Genomic DNA, 19,407 nt, shown 5'->3' on the forward strand with positions numbered 1-19,407 from the left:
TCAAACCCAAAGCGCTCATCAGCATCACAGAGAAGGCAAGATGATAAAATAGACGCCAAAATGCAAAAATGAGGCTTTAGACCCACCACCACTCAAAATGGCAACATAAATACATTTTACTATTGTTTTACCGCACAGTTATGGTATCTTTGTTCCATCAACAGTCAGCCAAGGGAGACAAAATATGAAAGAGTTTGTTGTTACTGCCGTTTTTACCGTGTTTTTCACTCTGGTTGCCGTCTCTCTGCCGTCGTTGTCACAGCTTTGAGCCGGTTAGTCATCCAGCATCTTGTATGACTGAATGACAGCCAGAGCACAGGCGCTGACTAATTCACCACTCTCTGTCTTTTTTGGCTACTTCACCCTGTGTGATACCGAAAGCCTTATTTAGAACTGGTTGATGCACACTATATAAGCTGCATGTCACTGCCACCGCCCACAAGGGGAGCCTCATCGCTCCCCTTGTTGCATTTCCTCTCCGGGATTTACTCTTGCTCCCCTGCCCGTCACAATATCCGCTTGATTCGCCATGCAGGAATTACCATGACCCAAGATGCTCTACGCCAGTGGCGTCGTGATCTTCATCGTCTGCCCGAAGCGGCCTGGTGTGAATTTCGCACCAGCTCCCTCATTGCTCACCATCTTTCGGAACTCGGTTTCTCCGTCATGCTCGGTGACAAGCTGCTGGCCAGCAACCTCATCATGGGACGGGAGGTAGACGTACAAGCCCAGAAGGAGCGGGCCCTGCGTCAGGGGGCCCATCCCGACTGGCTGACCCGCATCAAAGAGATAACGGGAGTAATGGGGGTATGGGACAGCGGTCGTCCAGGCCCGACCCTGGCTTTTCGCTTCGATATCGATGCGGTAGAGGTCGATGAGAGCCAGGATGAGCTGCATCCCCCCAGTCAGGAAGGGTGGCAATCTCGCAATGCCGGCTGGATGCACGCCTGTGCCCATGACGGTCATACCGCCATCGGGCTGGTGCTGGCCGAGCGGATCGCCGCCCAGGCAGAGCAACTCAACGGCCGCATCAAGCTGTTTTTCCAGCCCGCCGAAGAGGGGTGCCGTGGTGGCAAGGCGCTGGCAGCCGGCGGTCAGCTCGACGATGTGGATGCCCTGCTGGCGCTGCACATCGGCATTCATGCCAACAGTGGCGAGCTGGTGGTCAATCCCACCGAGTTTCTCTGTTCAACAAAATTTGACGTGGAGTTTATGGGGCGCGCCGTCCATGCCGGTCTTGAGCCCAATGCGGGCAGCAATGCGCTGGCGGCAGCCTGTACGGCGACCACCGCCATGCTCGGCATTGCCCGTCATCGCGATGGCATGACCCGTATCAACGTGGGCCAGCTCAGCGGTGGCAGCGGTCGCAACGTGATCCCGGGCCATGCCCGCCTGCAGGGGGAGACCCGAGGTGCCACCCCGGCGCTTAACGATTACATGTTCGGCCAGGTACAGCAGATAGTGGAAGGGGCTGCCATGATGCAGGGCGCCACCTACCTCATTCGCAAGCAGGGGGAAGCCATCGGCATCGAGAACAGCCCGGCCCTGCTCGAAGAGATAGTGCCGCTGGCTCAGGCGCTCAAACTTGAGACCATCCACACCCGCCGCTTTGGCGCCAGCGAGGATGCCGGCTTTCTCATCGAGCGGGTGCAGCGCAATGGCGGTCAGGCCGCCTACCTGATCCTGGGGGCCAATCTGGCGGCGCCTCATCACCACCCAGAGTTCGACTTCGACGAAGCCGTGCTGGAACACGGGGTCGCCCTGCTCGAATCCTGGCTGCTCAGTCGTCTGGTGCCTGATACATGACAAGATGACAAAAGGCAGCGCTGGCGCTGCCTTTTGTGTTGCTGACGATCTGCTCGCCGCCTTGGGGCTTACTGCCCCAGCACTATGGTGGAGAGATGAGCGAAGTGGTGGATCTCGTGGGTCGCCTCGCACGCGGTATCGTGACGGGCCGGGTTGTACCAGCAGGTAGCCAGCCCCTGCGCCGCAGCACCGGCGATGTCGGTCTTGGGGTTGTCCCCCACCATCAACACCCGCGCAGGGCTCGGCTGCCCCATCAAGGCAAGGGCATGCTGGAAAATGGCGGCGGCAGGCTTGGTCACCTGCACCTCGTCCGAGATGACCAGGGGCTCGAACCAGCTGCTCCAGCCCAACTTACTGAGGCGACCCCGTTGCGGCAGGCTGAAGCCATTGGTGATGATCCCCATTCGCACCCGGCTCTTGAGAGCGTGCAGTGTCTCCAGCACCCCCTCCAGCGGCACACTCAGAGCGATGATCTGCTGCAAGAAGGTGTCATTCATTGCCATGGGGGCCACGTCGACCTGCTCGGCAAACAGGGCGAAACGGGTCTGCTGCAGGTGGGCCGCATCGATCTCACCCGAGTTGTACTGCTGCCACAACCTGTGATTCAGTACCTGATACTCCGCCATCGTGGGCGGTGTCGGCGTCACGCCATAAAGCTGCAGGGTCTGCTCCAGAGCCTGGGCGACCGGGAAATCGAGCAGTGTTTCGTCCAGATCGAACAACACCCAGTCATAACTTGGTACTTTCACACGATTCCTTACTGTTCTTGTTTGTCGAGTTCATGGCGGCGGCCCAGCGGGCTGGCGAGCAAGTCCAGCGTCAGCCTGACCCCGAATCCGGTCACTTCGCTGCTGACCACGCCGTTGCCCCCCTTGCTGCGAAAACCGCTCAAATCGAGGTGCAGCCAGGGGGTCTGGGCAGGCACGAAGCGGTTGAGAAAACGGGCGGCGTCGATGTGATCCGGCGATGCGCCCGGCGCACACTGTAGCAGATCGGCCCACTCGCTATCGAGGTTGTCGTCATAGTCCTCATCCAGCGGGAAGGGCCAGACTCGCTCACCGCTGCGCTGGCCCAGGCTTATCAGCTCGGTGAACCAGTGGGGCCGATTGGTGAAGGCGCCACTGTAACGGCTGCCCAGCGCCCGCTTGCAGGCCCCCGTCAGGGTGGCGTAATCGATCAGCAGATCCGGATTGTCCTGCACTGCCATGCAGAGGGTGTCCGCCAGCACCATGCGCCCCTCGGCATCGGTGTCCACCACCTCTATGGTGGTGCCGTTGAGTGCCGTGACTACCTCTCCCGGCCGGTACGCGAGCGGGCCTATGTGGTTCTCGGCGATGGCAAGCCAACAGTGCACTTCGTAGGGCAGGCGGGCGCGGCTGATCGCATAGAGGGCGCCCAGTGCCACGGCGCTGCCGCCCATGTCCAGATGCATGCCATACATACTGCCAGCGACCTTGAGGTTGTAGCCACCCGAGTCATGACAGATCCCCTTGCCCACTAGGGCTATCCGGCGCACCGGATTGGGCGGGCAGTAACTGAGCTTGACCATGGCGGCCTGGTTGTCTTCCGAGCCTTTCGCCACCGCGATGAAGGCGCCGGCCCCCCGTTCTGCCAGTTGAGCCTGATCGTACTCGTGCCACTGCCAGCCTTCGACCTGGGCCAGCTGGCGAGCCCACTCCCGATAGCTGCGGGCGGTGAGATCGGAGGCTGGCGATACCGCCAGATGCCGCGCCATGCCATTGCCTTCTGCCTCGGCGTAGATCCGCGCCAGATCCAGCACGCAGCGCGGCGACACCGCAATCTGCTGATAGCGCCACTCATCTTCGGCACGATGCTTGTGGCTCGGCAGCGGCACATTGGCCGCCAACAGGCAGGCCAGTGTCAGCTCGGCGAGCTGTGCCCTCTCCCCCTCGTCAAACCCTTCCAGATGCAGCCCCATCCGCTCGATCTTGAGACCGGCCAGCGGGGCTATCCAGGATCTGGCCTGTTTGTAGAGGGCGTGATCCCGGGTGGGATGGGCTCCGATGAAAATCACCAATTGCAGGCTGTTGTGCAGCACCAGGCTGTAGGGCGCCTTCTGCCCCAGCGCTATCTGGGTTGCCACAGCGGCAAACTCCGGCCTGGCCAGCACAGGGTCGCGCAGATCTTCAGCAATCAGCAGCAGGTTAGCCGAAAGCCCATTGCCCATGGCCTGGCTCAGGGTGGCATCCTGAATATCGATCTGGGGGGGGAAATAAGTGAACTGTTGCATCATTGGGCAGGGGCCTCGTCCATGAAGAGATATCGCTGATGATACCCAACAAAGCGCGGGGACAGCCAGATTTTCACTTGAAAATCAATATCAAACGCGATTATACGCACAAATGATGAGCGACCGGAAACGGCACAAAAAATATGGAGGGGAAAACAAGAGGAAAAACGAAATAGGAGAAACAGAAGAAAGTTGGTTGCGGGGGCCAGATTTGAACTGACGACCTTCGGGTTATGAGCCCGACGAGCTACCGAGCTGCTCCACCCCGCGTCCGAATTGTACTGCCTTTATCACCGCGCACTACCGAGCAGAGGTAGTTCGCTGTCTTTAGTTCACCGCTTGGCATCAGCCTCGCCATGAGCACAAATAGTTGGTTGCGGGGGCCAGATTTGAACTGACGACCTTCGGGTTATGAGCCCGACGAGCTACCGAGCTGCTCCACCCCGCGTCCGAATTGTACTGCCTTTATCACCGCGCACTACCGAGCAGAAGTAGCTTGCTGTCTTTACGTTCACCGCTTGGCATCAGCCAAGCCATGAGCACAAATAGTTGGTTGCGGGGGCCAGATTTGAACTGACGACCTTCGGGTTATGAGCCCGACGAGCTACCGAGCTGCTCCACCCCGCGTCCGAATTGTACTGCCTTCATCACCGCGCACTACCGAGCAGAGGTAGTTCGCTGTCTTTACGTTCACCGCTTGGCATCAGCCTCGCCATGAGCACAAATAGTTGGTTGCGGGGGCCAGATTTGAACTGACGACCTTCGGGTTATGAGCCCGACGAGCTACCGAGCTGCTCCACCCCGCGTCCGAATTGTACTGCCTTTATCACCGCGCACTACCGAGCAGAAGTAGTTTGCTGTCTTTACGTTCACCGCTTGGCATCAGCCTCGCCATGAGCACAAATAGTTGGTTGCGGGGGCCAGATTTGAACTGACGACCTTCGGGTTATGAGCCCGACGAGCTACCGAGCTGCTCCACCCCGCGTCCGAATTGTACTGCCTTTATCACCGCGCACTACCGAGCAGAGGTAGTTCGCTGTCTTTACGTTCACCGCTTGGCATCAGCCTTGCCATGAGCACAAATAGTTGGTTGCGGGGGCCAGATTTGAACTGACGACCTTCGGGTTATGAGCCCGACGAGCTACCGAGCTGCTCCACCCCGCGTCCGAATTGTACTGCCTTTATCACCGCGCACTACCGAGCAGAGGTAGTTCGCTGTCTTTACGTTCACCGCTTGGCATCAGCCTCGCCATGAGCACAAATAGTTGGTTGCGGGGGCCAGATTTGAACTGACGACCTTCGGGTTATGAGCCCGACGAGCTACCGAGCTGCTCCACCCCGCGTCCGAATTGTACTGCCTTTATCACCGCGCACTACCGAGCAGAAGTAGTTTGCTGTCTTTACGTTCACCGCTTGGCATCAGCCTCGCCATGAGCACAAATAGTTGGTTGCGGGGGCCAGATTTGAACTGACGACCTTCGGGTTATGAGCCCGACGAGCTACCGAGCTGCTCCACCCCGCGTCCGTATTTTTCCGACTTGGCTGAGCAGTAGCCAGTTCGAATTCTCTTTATCTTCAATGCGTTAATCGGCGTTGTTGACTCAGATATTCAGATGGTTGCGGGGGCCGGATTTGAACCGACGACCTTCGGGTTATGAGCCCGACGAGCTACCGAGCTGCTCCACCCCGCGTCTGAGGTCGCCAATAATAGGCGCCAGCGCTCAGATTGCAAGTAAATATCCTAAAAAAACTTCATTCGTAGGTTAAAGCGGCACAAATTGAAGGATTTTGCAACAGAGCGCTGTTATTTAAGACAAGCAGGTTTGGGGCCAGCATGGCGCACTACACTGCATTGGATTGTGACTCCTCCTTTTGGGTAGGTTTATCATGCGTATATCCGCCGGTCATTGCCGTCAATTGGGGGCCACGCCCGAGCACGACGGCGTCAATTTTGCTATCTGGGCCCGCCTGGCCAGTCGGGTCGAACTGCTGCTGTTCGCCAGTGCCGACGATACCACCCCAGAGGTGATCCCTTTGTCACCCCGTCTCAACCGTACCGCTTATTACTGGCACATCCATATAGAAGGCATACCACTGGGTCAACGTTACGCCTATCGCATTCAGGGTCCGTGGCGTCCCTACTACGGCACCCGCTTCGATGCGGACAAGGTGCTGCTGGACCCCTATGGTCGCAGCATTGAGCTGGGGCCGACTTACGACCGCAGGGCTGCGGCTCGCCCCGGCAGCAACCTGGCGGAATGTGCCAAGAACCGGGTGGTGGATACCCGTGACTACGACTGGGAGGGTGACAAGCTACCCGCTCACTCCCTCTCCCGTTCGGTGATCTACGAACTGCATCTGGGGGGATTTACCAAGTCGCCGAGCTCCGGCGTGGCCCCTGCGCTGCGCGGCACCTATCTTGGCCTCATCGACAAGATCCCCTATCTGCAATCCCTCGGCATCACCGCCGTCGAGCTGCTGCCGGTGTTCCAGTTCGATCCCCAGGATGCCCCCAAGGGGCTCTCCAACTACTGGGGTTACAGCCCGATGTCGTTTTTTGCCCCCCACGCCCAATATGCCAGCGGCCCTGATCCGCTCACCGAGTTTCGTGACATGGTCAAGGCGCTGCACAGGGCCAATATCGAGGTGATCCTGGACGTGGTTTACAACCACACGGCCGAGGGTGGGGGCGATGGCCCCACCTTCTCGTTTCGCGGCATAGACAACGAGGCCTACTACATCCTCGACAGCAATCAGCAGGACACCAACTATTCGGGCTGCGGCAACACGTTCAACGGCGCCCATCCAGTGGTGCTGCGCATGATCATGGACAGCCTCCACTTCTGGCGCCAGGAGATGCACGTGGACGGCTTTCGATTCGATCTGGCCGCCATCTTGTCGCGAGATGAGTCCGGTATGCCCCAAGCCAATGCGCCGACCCTGCGCACCATAGACACGGATCCCCGCATCGCCGATATCAAGCTCATCGCCGAGGCCTGGGATGCTGGGGGACTCTATCAGGTGGGCAGCCTGGCTGGCGCCCGCTGGCGTGAGTGGAACGGCCAGTTCAGGGACGATGTACGCCACTTCCTGCGCGGGGATGACAACGCCATCGCCACCTTCGTGGAGCGACTGTGCGGCAGCCCGGACATCTACCACTATCACCACGCCGATCCGGAGAAGAGCATTAACTTCGTCACCTGCCATGACGGCTTCACCCTGTGGGACTGGGCCAGCCATGACCACAAGCACAACGAGGCCAACGGTGAAGAGAACCGGGACGGCTGCGATCACAACTTCAGCTGGAACCATGGCCAGGAGGGGCCGACCGAGGATCCCCAGATCAATGCCCTGCGGGTGCGTCAGGCCAAGAACATGATGGTGGCGACCCTGCTGTCGGTGGGCTCCCCCATGCTGCTGATGGGAGACGAGGTGCTGCGTACCCAGCACGGCAACAACAACGGCTACTGCCAGGACAACGAGACCTGCTGGATGAACTGGCAGCCCAGCATCATGGGACAGGAGATGTTCCGCTTCATAAAGGAGCTGATCCAGTATCGCAAGCACCTGTTCCAACGACCCGAGCAGGAGAGCATGCCACTGTCGCTGACCGAGATCCTGCGGCACAGTGAGATCTGCTGGCACGGGGTCAATGCCGCCCAGCCAGACTTCAGCCCCCACTCCCACGCCATCGCCATGTCGGCGCTCTCCAGCGAAGCCAAGCTGGCGCTCTATGTACTGTTTAACGCCTACTGGGAGCCACTCACCTTTAACCTGCCAAGCCCGCCCAAGGGGGTGGGTGGCTACTGGCGCCGGATCCTGGATACCGCCCTGCCCTCACCCCATGACATCGGTACTTTCGGTATGCCGCTGGAGGGGCTGACCCGGGAATACCTGGCCCAACCGCGCAGCAGCTGCCTCTTTATCTGCGGGGCCGACGCCTTCTACTAGGCCCGGGTTACAGCCAACAAAAAGCCCCCCTGACAGACTCAGGGGGGCTTTTTTCATTCATGCGGCGACGGCTCAGGCCAGCTGGTGCAGCACGCTGGTCGCCGCTATCTGGGCTATGATGAGGCCGCACAGGGCGGTGGAGACCACCACGGGCGCCGTCTCCCGCTGTAGATAGATGGGGCTGAACCAGAGCAGCAGGGCCACAATCAGCAAGATGGTCTGGGTCAGCACACCGGGGATCAAGGCATCCAGCTCAGCGCCACTGCCCTGCCATCCCACCAACACCGCCAGCCAGAGCAAGCTCAGAATAGCGGCCACCAGCCCGGCCAAGGGCAGCAGCAGGTTGAAGGCCTGCAGGCGGTGACGCGCCCGCAGCAGCATCAGGTGCGCAAAGGCCGCCCCCAGCACAGTCATCTGCAGCAGGCCGCTCAGCCAGCCCTGTATTTGCAGCAAGCCAACGCCATAGACCAGCAGCGGCATGGCAGGCAACCAGAGCAGGGTGGACGGAATGGCACGCTTGCCCTCCAGCCGGGATTGGGCCAGCGACAGCACTATCCCCAAGATCAGGGCAGCACCACCACTCCAGATCAACCAGCTCGCCATCCGGGCCTCCACCGCCAGCATCAGGGAGAGGCCGGTGATCACCCAGATGGAGAAGAGCTGAGCCGTGATCCGCGAGCGCTGGCCCGGGCAGAGGTCACCGCGCCACAGCACTATGCCAAGGGCGATGAGTGCCCCCAGCGCCATCAGACCGGTCAGGGGAAAGAGCCAAAAAGGGAGTTGGACGAACATGACGCCTCCAGCAGCAAGGATTCAGGATGCGCCTGTGGGGCGCCCGGGAAGGGGGCGAGTATACCCAAACCCAGGCCCATCCCCAATCCCTGCAACCGCTGGCCAGGGATTTTGTGGCGGCGCCTTGTCAGCCTGCCGGGGCAACAGGGCCATTCCCCTGTTCTGCGGCTTCATACGCCCGGGGGCAGACGGGCGGATCAGCCCTGACCGCGCGCCAGCGCCACCACCTTGGCAAACATCTGGCGGATCACCGGCGGAATGTGCTCGCCACCGAGTCGCTCCGCCTCCTCCACCACCGCCAGCGCCATGCCCGGTTTGCTGCGGTGGTGAATGGCCTTGTTGATGATGCGCCCGGCATTGAGGGTCGAGCGGCCGCCGACGCCGGCCTCGCGCCTGAACACCGCCTCGAAACCGTTGTGATAGAGGTAGTGCTCTATGTCCGCCGCCGGCAGCTGGGTCAACCGATCCCGCTCCCGCTCTCCCTTGAGCAGTGCCCTGGCCGAGGTGGCGTATTTGAGCCCCGCTTCGTCGCCATCGGTGAGCAGGTGCCACTCTATGCCAAAGTCGCGCGCCACCTTGATGAGCGGCGACTGGCCGCATTGGGCGAACTCTATGATGCGCACCCCTTCCGCCCGCAGACTGTAACCGCAGATCTGGGCCAGCTCGGAGAGCAGCCAGATCTCTGTCTCCCCCTCCACCAGCAGCCAGCAGCGGGCAAACATCGACATGGGTCGGTTGATGCGCACGTGAAAGGCAATCTTGCGCAGATCATCGCTGCTGTAATGTTCGCCACCGAGCTGATGGCAGACGATATCCTGCTGGCGACGCACCAGCCGGCGCACCTGATTCAGGGGCAGGGAGGAGAGCAAGTCGCCCGAGTTGGTGGTGAGCAATTTCTGACCAGGCAGCTGCTCCAGCAGGCCCCAGGCCAGGGCCAGCATGGTGGGGTGCAGGCGACTTTCGGGATCTTCCAGGATCATGATGGGGCGCGCGCCCTGCTCCAGCTCGCGGTTGCCACGGGCGTTGAGCAGGGTGGCCGCCATGCCCGCCATCGCCAGCTGCAGCGCCCGATTGTCGGCATTGCGCAGCAACGCCTGCAGATTGCCGGGGTTACGCAACGTCATGGGGCGGTTGACGATGTCCCGCTGACTGCGGGGCTTGTTCTTGATGGGGGCAAGGGCATTGAAGTAGTGATCCATCAGCTGGCGCACCGCCTGCAACGCTTCTTTGAGCTCGGGCTCGCCGATGCGCTGAGGCTCGTCGATCAGCTTGTTGGCCAACTGACTCAGCCGGTTCTGCGACAGGTCGTTCCACTTCAGCACCTCCACCCCACTGCGGGCAGTGCGGGCATCCCGCAGCCGGAACACCGGGTTCATGGTGATCAGCAGGCAGACCAGTTCATGGGCATTGTCGATGGGCAGGCTCTTGCCGATGCCGTCGAGAAAGTCATGGGTGGTGGTCACGGATCCGTCAGCCTCCAGCTCGGCGCTGGCGCGATAGTGGATGCGATGGAATTTGTCTTTGTGCTTGACCCAGGAGGCACCCAGTCGGGCCAGACGATGGGAGTGCAGGCACATCTGGGGTCTGTGCTCACTGAAGGTAAGCACCAGTTGCAGATTGCGGGCGGGGGCGAGTTCGGGATCTTCCGGTTGGTGAAAATCGTCGGCCTCGAACTGATAGGGTTCGGCATCCTGCCCCAGCAAGCACCAGAGGGCGCGCAGCAGGCTGGACTTGCCCCAAGCGTTCTCACCGATGAGAACCGTGGTGTTATCCAGCCCGAGCGAGAGGCGATTTATCCCGCGAAAACCTTTGACTTCAATGCGTTCCAGAAACATGCGGCCATATCCAGTCCATCCTGATGGCGCAATAGTGGCAAAGTTGCCGGAAAAATCCTATCGGGTCGTGTCGATTTTCAGCGGGAACTGTGAGGCACTACGGGTTCGGGAGGGGTGGGAACACAGGTGCGATCTTGGGGGGCATTCCAGTGGCTGAACCAAAGGTGGCGGGTACGGATCTGACGTTTGCGATAATTCAATGGGCATTCCTTTCAATGGGTAAGCGGTCAATAGTACACCAGTTTTACCCAGAGTCTCAGCGTTATCTGTGACGATAGGATGACAATTGTGCGCGCCACTGGCCCGGCGTGAGGCCAAATGCCTCGCGAAAACGGTTGCCAAAGTGGGCCTGGGAGGAGAATCCGTACAGGATGGCGATGCTGGCCAGGGGCTCGGGCCCATTCCCATCGAGGTGTCCGTGCTCTATCGCTTCCTGCTGGCGGTGCTGGCACTGTTTGCCCTGCTCACCGTCAGCGGCCGTTTTCCGCGCCTGCCCTGGGCAGGTCAGCGCTACGCAGCCCTGCTCGGCGCCTTGCTCTTTTCCACCAACGTCCTCTGTTTCTATCACGCCACCCTCTATATCCGAGTGGCATGTCGGCAGTGATTTTCGCCAGCGCCACTATCTTCAACGGCCTCAATCTCTGGCTGTACGAGGGATTTGTCTGGCAGACGGTCTCTGTGGTGGGAGTGGTGTTCAGTTTGCTCGGCAATCTGGTGATCTTCGCCCCGCCCGTGCGGGAGTGGCGCTGGCGGCCAGCCAAGGCGGTGAACGACACTTGCTCCTGAGACCATCAGCCTCTAAGGTAGCGCCATTCGATCTGCGTGATGGCACCACTAGGGGGCAAGATGTTACTGGAAGGGCTGGAGACGCTCAGCCTGCTGGCAAACGAGGGCACCATGGCCAAGGTGGCCAGCCGCCTCTACATCAGTCAGTCGGCGGTGAGCAAGCGCATTGCCCAGCTGGAACAGCGCCTTGGCAAGAAGCTGATAGAGCCGGATGGCCGCCAGATCCGGCTCACCCCGCAGGCGCGGGAGCTGCTCGACCGGGTGGCCCCGAGTCTCGCCGAGATGAAGGGAGTGCTGGCCGACAGCCAGACGCTCACCGATCTGACTCCCCTGCCCGTCGCCTGCTCCGAAACCCTGCTGGCGGGCTACCTCGCCCGCTTCATGCACGACTACCTTGGCCGCGATCCTCACATTGCCCTCTCCACCCATCACACCCCCGTGATCCTGGCGCGGGTGCGCAGTGGCGACGCCCTGCTCGGCATCTGTGCCGGACGTCTGCCGCCCGGCCATGGCCTGGGCGCCGAGCTATTGCTGGAGGAACCCTTCTATCTGGTGGGCAACGATCAGGCTGAGGGGATTGCGACAGATCAGCGGCCATTCGCGCAGGGTCAGGGGCACAGACGCAAGATCCTGACCATGGATCTGGATAACCCCTCCAACCGCTACCTGCGTGACCCCTTGGCGCAATTGGGCTTGGTGCCGGCCATGGAGCTGGACTCCTATCTGGCCTTGATCGAGCTGGCCAAGGCGGGCATAGGGCCAGTGCTCTTGCCGGCGGGCTTGCTGGCACTGGTGGGGGAGCCGGGAGAGAAGGCGCGCCCCTTGCCCGGTCTGGGGCGCCCACTGCACCTGGTCTACCGCCAGAGCAGCCTGAAGCGGGAGCGCATTGCCCGGCTGGTGAGTGCGCTGCGCGCGCAGTTTCGCCACCTCGGCGACGCGGCGCAATAACCCCACACCCGCGCGTGGGGGCTGGCGGTCAATCTGCCGCCTCACGGGATCCAGGCAAACAGCTCGGGATACTGGCTCCACACCAGCTTGGCAGACATCAGCAAGGAGACGGTCACCAGCAGCGGCTTGATCAGCTTCACTCCTTTTTTCAGCACCATCTTGGAGCCGAAACGGGCGCCGATAAACTGCCCCAGTGCCATGCAGAAACCGACACTCCACACCACCTTGCCCCCGAGGGTGAAAAACAGCAGGGAGGCGATGTTGGAGGTGAAGTTGAGCAACTTGGTGTGAGCCGTGGCCCGCGCCATGCCAAACCCCGCCAGCGCCACGAAGCCGATGGCAAAAAACGACCCCGTGCCCGGCCCGAAGAAGCCGTCATAAAAGCCCACCCCGCCCCCCACCAGCAGCGCAAACAGCATGGGGGTGAGACGGCGGGAGCTCTCGGCATCGCTCACCCTGGGGGAGAAGAAGAAGTAACAGGCAAATGCCATCAGCAGAAAGGGCAGCAAGCGCTCCAAAATGGCGGCATCTATGGTCTGCACCGCCAGGGTGCCGATGGCGGCGCCGATGAAGGTGCAGATCACCGCAGGCCAGATCATGGTCCACTCCAGCAGCCCCTTGCGGGCAAAGAACCAGGTGGCAGAGAAGGAGCCAAAACTGCTCTGCAGCTTGTTGGTGCCCAGTACCAGCGCCGGCGGCATGCCGGTGGCCAGCAGGGCTGGCACGGTCAAGAGACCACCACCGCCGGCGATGGCATCGATAAAGCCGGCGATAAGGGCCACCCCGAACAGGGCAAGCAGGGTTAACAGTTCCAATTCCATCCATAGGCCTCGCGAGATTGGAGTGCCCGACACGGGGGCAACCCGGGTTTAACTGACTGAGTGAACGCGCCGGACAAGCAGGCGTGAACGCTATCCTAAAGGGCGCGCGTCCATGAGGCTAACGAAACAGTGGCAGCCAATTGATTCCTGATTTTCATCATTCTTGTTGGCCTCACCTTGTTTGTCCCTTCGCCGCCATCAGGCGACGCTATCGACCAGCTCCGCGAGAACGCTGCCCCTTATCGCGGCCAACGCCTGTTGCAGCTGCATTTCATCCTCACCCGGTGCCCGGCTTACGCGACCGGCCATGTAGCGGCGGCTGAACAGATTGAACCAGAGCTGCAACGCCTGCCCTGCCTGCAGCTGACCGGCCACCTCCAGCACGCAGGCCGCCACTTCGGCGGTGCAGAGGTGCTCGTCGCAGTTGGCGACCCGCATGCCATAAGTGGAGAGCGCATCCGGCCTGACCGCCAACACCGGGAAGCCATCCAGATAAGGGCTCATGTTGAACATCTTGCGTGCCTCGGGCCAGGTACCATCCAACAGGATGAAGAGCGGCTTCTTGCCAGGGGCGAGCGTGACCTGTTCGGTCACTCGCGCCGGGTTTTTCTCACACGCGGGGAACACCACATAGGGCTGCCAGGCGGGATCGGCCAGCAGTGCCAACAGATCGGGATGGGGCTTGGTACGCGACCAGAGGAAGGCCCAGGTGGTCTCCGGCAACACATCGGCGATGAGGCGACCCGTGTTGGAGGGCTTCATGGGCTCGCTGTCATACATCAGCAGGCAGAAGCCGGCCTCGGCCTTGAGCTCGGGGCGCCATTCGCAGGCGCACCAGTCGCGACGCAGCTGACAGGCATCGCAGCGTGGCACTGTGCCGCCACGGGCGAGAAAAGGACGGGTGGAGATGCTCTTGCGCCATGCGCGCAGGCGATTGACGGCGTGATCTGGAATTGGCTTCATGGGGCGCGGCTCGGGCGGTGCACTTTTGCGGAAAAAAAGGGGGCAGATTGTAACGAGCCGCCCGCCGCGCAGCAAGGCCCCCCCTCCGGGACAAGCCGGAGTGTCGGCACATGGCCCTGCTCGCGGATCCAACAAGGGTACATATCTGGTTGTTCACCCTGCAAGCCAGTGATATCGCCAACCGCGATAACGACAGAGGGGCCCGTGGGCCCCTCTGTCGTTATCGGCAAGCCTGTCAGGCGGCCTTGCGCAGGATCTGCTCAAGGTAGTGGGCGAAGCTGTGACCGTGATGCTCCAGCAGTTTCGGGAACATGGAGATGGAGGTCATGCCCGGGAAGGTGTTGATTTCATTGAGCAGGATCTCCCCTTCGTCGGTCAGGAAGAAGTCGATACGCGAGAGGTGTGTCAGTTTCAGCTGACGGAACGCCTTAAGGGCATACTCGTGGATCGCATCGGCCTGCGCCTGGGTCAGGCCTTCAGCCGTGAGACTGGTCGCCGTGTGGCTGGCGCTGCTGTACTTCTCTTCATAGGTGTAGAACTTGTCCTGCGGGACACAGATCTCGCCAGGATAGGTGGCAATGAGCTCGTCACCGAACTGGTAGACAGCCACTTCCAGCTCCCGTGGCTTGACCGCTTTTTCGATCAACACCTGCTCGGAGTAACCGAAGGCATCCTTGATGCCCTGCACCAGGTCAGCTTCGTTGCTGGCGGAGTAGCAGCCCACGGAAGAACCCTGGGAGGCGGCCTTGATAAAGACCTTGCCCCACTTGGCCAGCGCAGCTTTCGCCTCGGCAAGCGCCGCTTCATTTTGCTCGGTCAGGAACAGGTACGGGGTGTTGGGGATGCCGATGGCGGAGAGCCACAGCTTGGTGCTGATCTTGTTGAAGCAGATCTTGCTCGCCTCGGCATCGCAACCGAGATAAGGCAGGCCCGCCAGTTCGAGGAAAGATTGCAGATCGCCGGTCTCACCCGGGTAGCCGTGGATGCAGGGCACCACGTAGTCCACCGGACGGGCCACGCTGTCAAACGAGAGCAGCTTGTCCAGCCCCAGCTTGCACTCGCGGCCGTCGGCACAGAGCCAGCGGTCAGCGAACATCTCGACCCGGGTCACCTCGACGCCGGGCAGGAAACCGAGTTGTTGCTCGAGGAAATTGGCGCTGCGCAGAGAGACTTCGTGCTCTGAACCACCGCCGCCGCACAGCAGCAAGACATGCATGTTCTTCATTAGATGTGATCCCTTGGGAAAAGCGGCCTCGTCATGACCATTTGATAATCCAACCGTACTGAAAAACCGGACGAAGCCAAGTGCGGGCCAGTGTAGCAAGGGAAATAAAGCCTTGTCAGCTGATGGGCCCCCCATCCCTCGGCTCTTGGCCGTAAAAATTCCCCCGTGTGTCAAAAATTGGACGAAAAGGCGTCAGCGGGGCGGATCCAGGCGTCCCACGCCGTTGCCATTGACCCTAAACCAGCCGGCGATGCTGTAACGCTCCCGATTGGCGGGCAACACCTCGTGGGGAAACTCCTCCGACAGGAACAATACCAGCCGCCCCCCCTTGGGAGAGACATCCATCAGCAACTGCTCGTCGTTGTCGTAGACCCTGAGTACACCGCCCGCCTCCGGTTGCCAGTCGTTGTTGAGATAGAAGACCGACGTAAGGCGGCGGTTGGAGCGACCGGCGAAGGCATCGCGGTGGGTGGCATAGAAATCCCCGCTGCGATAGCGGGCGAAGTGGGCTTCGTAATCGAACAGCCCCAGCATCAGCTGGCGGTTGGCGGCGAGGCGCAGGGATTCCATGCGCGCAAGATAGGCCGCCACCGGCGCACCAAGGTCGGGATCCAGCCAGTGGATCTGATCACGGCGAATGTCGGGGTTACCCTGATGCAGCGCGGCGCGGCCAATCCCGGCCGGTTGCCACTCGCACGGCAAACAGGCTTTGAGGGCATCCACGTCGGCGGCGGTTAAAAAATCATCCACTATCACCCATCCCCGGGTGTAAATGGCATCCATGACGGCTTGATCGTCCAAGGGTGACTCACAATAAGTGGAGAGAGGGCGCTTTTTAGCGACTTCCCGGTCAAGACACAAACCAGATTGCTTCTCCTGAGAAGTCCCACCATCAATACGCTATCGCGCCACAGAAGGCGCCCTTTATCGTACCGGCTTGGCAGCCCTGTGATCCGGATCCACAAAAAGATGAAGACATGCCGCGCGAGAGCCATGGCGCAAACGGGGCACATGCCCCTTGCCCCCGCCGCCCTGGCCAGTTAACGTGCATGACAACCGCCCTGAATGGGCCCTATTCCCCCAGGAGTGCACCATGTCTTTGCCCGACTTCACCCTGCAACACCTCGACGGCTCCGAGCTCTCACTTACCGCCCTGCAAGGCCAGGTCATCCTGGTGGTCAACGTGGCCAGCCGCTGCGGTTTTACCCCCCAATACACAGGGTTGGAGGCGCTCTACCAGCAGCTGGGACCCAAAGGGCTGGTGATCTTGGGCTTCCCCTGCGATCAGTTCGGCCATCAGGAACCGGGGGATGCGGACGACATCGCCCGCTTCTGCTCGCTGGATTACCCGGTGAGCTTCCCCATCATGGCCAAGTGTGAGGTCAACGGCGAGCACGCCCACCCCTTTTACCGCTGGCTGAAACAGCAAAAACCCGGGCTACTGGGGCTGGAAAACGTCAAATGGAACTTCACCAAGTTCCTCATCAACCGCGAGGGCAAGGTGGTCGAGCGCTTCGCCCCCCAGACCAAACCAGAGAGCCTGCTGGACGAGATAAGCGCACTGCTCTGAGACTCGTCACGGAACCAGACTCACACTGCGGCCCGGGCAAGTAATACGGCTACTGCGTGCAGGCCGCATATCTGCTATATTGCGCCCCCATTATCTTTTCTATGTTGCGGCTGGCTGCCAAGGTGGCCCGCTGCATCTTATGTTGTGGCAGACCAGGCGTTAGCGCATGTCTGTCACGCGTTGAGCCCAAGGCTCACCTCAGGAGTCTCTCTCGAACATGTCATTTAACGAACTGGGTCTGTCACCGCACATTCTGCGGGCCGTCAAGGAATTGGGTTACGAACAGCCAACCCCCATCCAGCAGCAAGCCATTCCGGCTGTGCTGGCAGGTCAGGATGTGCTGGGCGGCGCCCAGACAGGCACAGGCAAAACGGCCGGTTTCACCCTGCCCATGTTGCACCGTCTGCTGGCCAACCATGGCCGCGGTGGCCGTCGTCAGGTACGTGCCCTGGTGCTGACCCCGACCCGTGAACTGGCCGCCCAGGTGGGCGAAAGCATCATCAAGTACGCCCATCACCTGCCGTTTCGCACCCTGATCGCCTACGGTGGCGTCAGCATCAAGCCCAACCTGGAGGCCATCAAGCTTGGCGTCGACATCCTGGTCGCGACCCCGGGTCGCCTGCTGGATCTGCTGACCCAGCGCGCCCTCACCCTGACCGAGCTGGAAGTGCTGGTGCTCGATGAGGCGGATCGCATGCTCGACATGGGCTTCATCACCGACATTCGCCGCATCATGAAGGCGCTGCCGGAAGAGCGGCAGACGCTGCTGTTCTCCGCCACCTTCTCAAACGAGATCAAGGAGCTGGCCGACGATCTGCTAAAGAGCCCGACCCTGATCGAGGTGAGCCCGAGCAACACCACAGCCGAGCAGGTCAACCAGCGCATCATCAAGGTCGACCGCGAGCGCAAGCGCGAGCTGCTCTCCCACATGATCGGCCGCAATAACTGGCAACGGGTGCTGGTGTTCGTGCGCACCAAACAGATCGCCGACCGCCTCGCCCACCAGATGGAAAAAGACGGCCTCAATACCGTCGCCATCCACGGTGACAAGAGCCAGGGTGCCCGCAACCGGGCGCTGGCAGATTTTCGGGAAGGCAAGGTGCGGGTGCTGGTCGCCACCGACATCGCCGCCCGTGGTCTCGATATCGATCAGCTGCCCCATGTGATCAACTTCGAGCTGCCTCAGGTGGCCGAGGATTATATCCACCGCATCGGTCGTACCGGCCGTGCCGGTCGGGGCGGCGAAGCCATCTCCCTGGTCAGCCAGGATGAGCAGGATCAGCTCAAGGCCATCGAGTCCCTGATCGGCCTCACCATACCGAGCGAGATCCAGGCAGGTTATGAGCCGAGCGGCAAACCGACTCGCCAGACCCTGCCAGGCAGCAAGCCGGTACAAAACCCGCCGCGGGATCGCGGTCATGCCAACGCCAAGCACAATGCCAAGGCGTCCGCCAAGGGCAAAGGCAAGCCGGGAGCCGGCAAACCCAAAGCCGATGGCAGCAAGCAACCGGCACCGGCGCGCCAGAAGGATCGCGGTGGCGTAGACGCAGGGCACACCCCGATGCGCCGCCTGCCCCGGGCCCAGCGCGACAGCTATCAGGACAACTCCAACGAGGAGTAATGCCAGCCGTGAGCGGTCTGCACTGAAAAACAAAAAAACCGCCTTTCGGCGGTTTTTTTGTTGGCGGGATAGTGCATGCGGAAAGACCCTTTCGAAGCGCTCCAACATCCCCTCTTTGACTCGATGACTGTCCAACAAACAACTAAGTGAGACGATAACTGATATAGCAACCATCTGTTTCTATAGAACTTTATTATATTTTTCATCTAAAAAAGCTATGGTGCTGCTTGTATACAAACAAATATTTATGTTGACAATATGAATAAATAGTATACTGTGCTTTTTCAAATGAAAAATGAAAATTCTGGCTAATGGTTGATCGACAGCGGATTGCTAAATGGTTTTTATATCTAACTTGCTTAGTTGTGCTAACTTGCATGACACAGCGAGTCGCTGTGTATCATCAGTCAGAAATTGCTATAGAGTTGCCTAATGCAAGCGTAAATGAATCTTCGATTAGCAGTGATGAAGATCCGACTTCCTCTGTTCCATGTAAGCCAAAATTGCTGACGACCGCCTCCCTGGTGATGTTTGAGACTGTATTACTTTCCATGGGAATGCTGTTCCTGATTCAGTCCCTGTTCATTGTTCCTTGCCGACGTCTCCCCCCTTCAAGAGTTATATCTCCAACTACCCTCCGACTACATCTTCAACTATGCGTGTTCCGAGAATAAGTTAATCGTCTCGCTATACAAGGCGCTTTGTTTTTATTTAAAAAAGCATTGACTTTACTTGAAATCATATCTATCACCTATACACAAGGTGTAAAAAATATCGGTTTGAGTGAAGCGCATATTTCATATTTTAAATATGTGACAATGACTTTAAAAAAACAATA

The 19,407-nt window shown here is 60.1% G+C and carries 13 protein-coding genes, 9 tRNA genes and 2 pseudogenes; 6 read left to right on the plus strand and 18 right to left on the minus strand.

The window, feature by feature from the left end:
- The first annotated feature begins 543 nt into the window (after positions 1-543).
- Positions 544-1,806: an amidohydrolase gene (locus WJM78_RS10735; protein WP_042037383.1), complete on the plus strand. Its 1,263-nt coding sequence runs from the start codon at positions 544-546 to the stop codon at positions 1,804-1,806.
- A gap of 68 nt (positions 1,807-1,874) precedes the next feature.
- Here the strand turns inward: WJM78_RS10735 and yjjG are convergent, their stop codons facing one another.
- From yjjG to WJM78_RS10790, 11 genes are all read right to left on the minus strand, one after another.
- Positions 1,875-2,555: a pyrimidine 5'-nucleotidase gene (yjjG, locus tag WJM78_RS10740; protein ID WP_339015624.1), complete on the minus strand. Its 681-nt coding sequence runs from the start codon at positions 2,553-2,555 to the stop codon at positions 1,875-1,877.
- An 8-nt stretch (positions 2,556-2,563) separates the two neighbouring features.
- Positions 2,564-4,060, minus strand: coding sequence for a leucyl aminopeptidase family protein (locus tag WJM78_RS10745; protein WP_339015626.1), 1,497 nt, complete (start codon positions 4,058-4,060; stop codon positions 2,564-2,566).
- A gap of 190 nt (positions 4,061-4,250) precedes the next feature.
- A tRNA-Met gene (locus tag WJM78_RS10750) sits at positions 4,251-4,327 on the minus strand.
- A 101-nt stretch (positions 4,328-4,428) separates the two neighbouring features.
- A tRNA-Met gene (locus WJM78_RS10755) sits at positions 4,429-4,505 on the minus strand.
- A 102-nt stretch (positions 4,506-4,607) separates the two neighbouring features.
- A tRNA-Met gene (locus WJM78_RS10760) sits at positions 4,608-4,684 on the minus strand.
- A gap of 102 nt (positions 4,685-4,786) precedes the next feature.
- Positions 4,787-4,863 (minus strand) — tRNA-Met (locus WJM78_RS10765).
- Positions 4,864-4,965: 102 nt separating this feature from the next.
- Positions 4,966-5,042, minus strand: a tRNA-Met gene (locus tag WJM78_RS10770).
- A gap of 102 nt (positions 5,043-5,144) precedes the next feature.
- Positions 5,145-5,221: transfer RNA gene (locus WJM78_RS10775), tRNA-Met, on the minus strand.
- Between the two features lie 102 nt (positions 5,222-5,323).
- Positions 5,324-5,400: transfer RNA gene (locus tag WJM78_RS10780), tRNA-Met, on the minus strand.
- A 102-nt stretch (positions 5,401-5,502) separates the two neighbouring features.
- Positions 5,503-5,579, minus strand: a tRNA-Met gene (locus tag WJM78_RS10785).
- Between the two features lie 92 nt (positions 5,580-5,671).
- A tRNA-Met gene (locus tag WJM78_RS10790) sits at positions 5,672-5,748 on the minus strand.
- A 196-nt stretch (positions 5,749-5,944) separates the two neighbouring features.
- On the opposite strand from WJM78_RS10790, the gene glgX reads away from it, so the two are divergent.
- Positions 5,945-8,008 carry a glycogen debranching protein GlgX gene (gene glgX / locus WJM78_RS10795; RefSeq protein ID WP_339015628.1) on the plus strand — a complete coding sequence of 688 codons (2,064 nt, stop codon included), beginning with the start codon at positions 5,945-5,947 and terminating at the stop codon, positions 8,006-8,008.
- Between the two features lie 72 nt (positions 8,009-8,080).
- Here glgX and WJM78_RS10800 read toward each other — a convergent pair whose 3' ends face one another.
- From WJM78_RS10800 to WJM78_RS10810, 3 genes and pseudogenes are all read right to left on the minus strand, one after another.
- Positions 8,081-8,800: a hypothetical protein gene (locus WJM78_RS10800; RefSeq protein ID WP_339015630.1), complete on the minus strand. Its 720-nt coding sequence runs from the start codon at positions 8,798-8,800 to the stop codon at positions 8,081-8,083.
- A gap of 197 nt (positions 8,801-8,997) precedes the next feature.
- Positions 8,998-10,635 carry an ATP-dependent endonuclease gene (locus tag WJM78_RS10805; protein WP_042034831.1) on the minus strand — a complete coding sequence of 546 codons (1,638 nt, stop codon included), beginning with the start codon at positions 10,633-10,635 and terminating at the stop codon, positions 8,998-9,000.
- A gap of 262 nt (positions 10,636-10,897) precedes the next feature.
- A pseudogene (locus tag WJM78_RS10810) lies at positions 10,898-11,035 on the minus strand (helix-turn-helix domain-containing protein); the annotation flags it as partial.
- Between WJM78_RS10810 and WJM78_RS10815 the strand changes: the two are divergent.
- Both WJM78_RS10815 and WJM78_RS10820 read left to right on the plus strand, forming a co-directional pair.
- A pseudogene (locus tag WJM78_RS10815) lies at positions 11,027-11,364 on the plus strand (EamA family transporter); the annotation flags it as partial. The pseudogenes WJM78_RS10810 and WJM78_RS10815 overlap by 9 nt on opposite strands.
- Before the next feature lie 117 nt (positions 11,365-11,481).
- Positions 11,482-12,369, plus strand: coding sequence for a LysR family transcriptional regulator (locus WJM78_RS10820; RefSeq protein ID WP_339015632.1), 888 nt, complete (start codon positions 11,482-11,484; stop codon positions 12,367-12,369).
- Between the two features lie 41 nt (positions 12,370-12,410).
- On the opposite strand, the gene WJM78_RS10825 is transcribed toward WJM78_RS10820, so the two are convergent.
- The 4 genes from WJM78_RS10825 to WJM78_RS10840 form a co-directional block, all read right to left on the minus strand.
- Positions 12,411-13,190, minus strand: a complete 780-nt coding sequence (locus tag WJM78_RS10825; protein WP_212514264.1) for a TSUP family transporter — start codon at positions 13,188-13,190, stop codon at positions 12,411-12,413.
- A gap of 198 nt (positions 13,191-13,388) precedes the next feature.
- On the minus strand, positions 13,389-14,153 hold the full coding sequence (locus tag WJM78_RS10830) for a tRNA-uridine aminocarboxypropyltransferase (protein ID WP_339015634.1): 765 nt from the start codon (positions 14,151-14,153) through the stop codon (positions 13,389-13,391).
- A gap of 235 nt (positions 14,154-14,388) precedes the next feature.
- Positions 14,389-15,378 (minus strand): D-alanine--D-alanine ligase, encoded by a 990-nt coding sequence (locus WJM78_RS10835; RefSeq protein WP_339015636.1) that lies wholly within the window; start codon positions 15,376-15,378, stop codon positions 14,389-14,391.
- Positions 15,379-15,570: 192 nt separating this feature from the next.
- Positions 15,571-16,179 (minus strand): 2OG-Fe(II) oxygenase, encoded by a 609-nt coding sequence (locus WJM78_RS10840; RefSeq protein ID WP_042034837.1) that lies wholly within the window; start codon positions 16,177-16,179, stop codon positions 15,571-15,573.
- Positions 16,180-16,471: 292 nt separating this feature from the next.
- On the opposite strand from WJM78_RS10840, the gene WJM78_RS10845 reads away from it, so the two are divergent.
- Complete coding sequence (locus WJM78_RS10845; protein ID WP_108536750.1) at positions 16,472-16,948, plus strand: glutathione peroxidase; 477 nt, start codon at positions 16,472-16,474, stop codon at positions 16,946-16,948.
- Between the two features lie 217 nt (positions 16,949-17,165).
- A complete protein-coding gene (locus WJM78_RS10850) occupies positions 17,166-18,569 on the plus strand; it encodes a DEAD/DEAH box helicase (RefSeq protein ID WP_108536749.1) in 1,404 nt (467 codons plus the stop codon).
- The last annotated feature ends 838 nt before the right edge of the window (positions 18,570-19,407 follow it).

The organism is Aeromonas popoffii, assembly GCF_037818705.1.
GTDB classification, from domain to species: Bacteria; Pseudomonadota; Gammaproteobacteria; order Enterobacterales; family Aeromonadaceae; genus Aeromonas; species Aeromonas popoffii.

Bases quoted from the DNA above. Each gene is read 5' to 3' on its own strand.
- WJM78_RS10825 (WP_212514264.1), bottom strand. From the start codon at position 13,190: ATGGAATTGGAACTGTTAACCCTGCTTGCCCTGTTCGGGGTGGCCCTT.
- glgX (WP_339015628.1), top strand. From the start codon at position 5,945: ATGCGTATATCCGCCGGTCATTGCCGTCAATTGGGGGCCACGCCCGAG.
- WJM78_RS10835 (WP_339015636.1), bottom strand. From the start codon at position 15,378: ATGAAGAACATGCATGTCTTGCTGCTGTGCGGCGGCGGTGGTTCAGAG.
- WJM78_RS10735 (WP_042037383.1), top strand. From the start codon at position 544: ATGACCCAAGATGCTCTACGCCAGTGGCGTCGTGATCTTCATCGTCTG.
- WJM78_RS10830 (WP_339015634.1), bottom strand. From the start codon at position 14,153: ATGAAGCCAATTCCAGATCACGCCGTCAATCGCCTGCGCGCATGGCGC.
- WJM78_RS10820 (WP_339015632.1), top strand. From the start codon at position 11,482: ATGTTACTGGAAGGGCTGGAGACGCTCAGCCTGCTGGCAAACGAGGGC.
- WJM78_RS10850 (WP_108536749.1), top strand. From the start codon at position 17,166: ATGTCATTTAACGAACTGGGTCTGTCACCGCACATTCTGCGGGCCGTC.
- WJM78_RS10805 (WP_042034831.1), bottom strand. From the start codon at position 10,635: ATGTTTCTGGAACGCATTGAAGTCAAAGGTTTTCGCGGGATAAATCGC.
- WJM78_RS10800 (WP_339015630.1), bottom strand. From the start codon at position 8,800: ATGTTCGTCCAACTCCCTTTTTGGCTCTTTCCCCTGACCGGTCTGATG.
- WJM78_RS10845 (WP_108536750.1), top strand. From the start codon at position 16,472: ATGTCTTTGCCCGACTTCACCCTGCAACACCTCGACGGCTCCGAGCTC.
- WJM78_RS10745 (WP_339015626.1), bottom strand. From the start codon at position 4,060: ATGATGCAACAGTTCACTTATTTCCCCCCCCAGATCGATATTCAGGAT.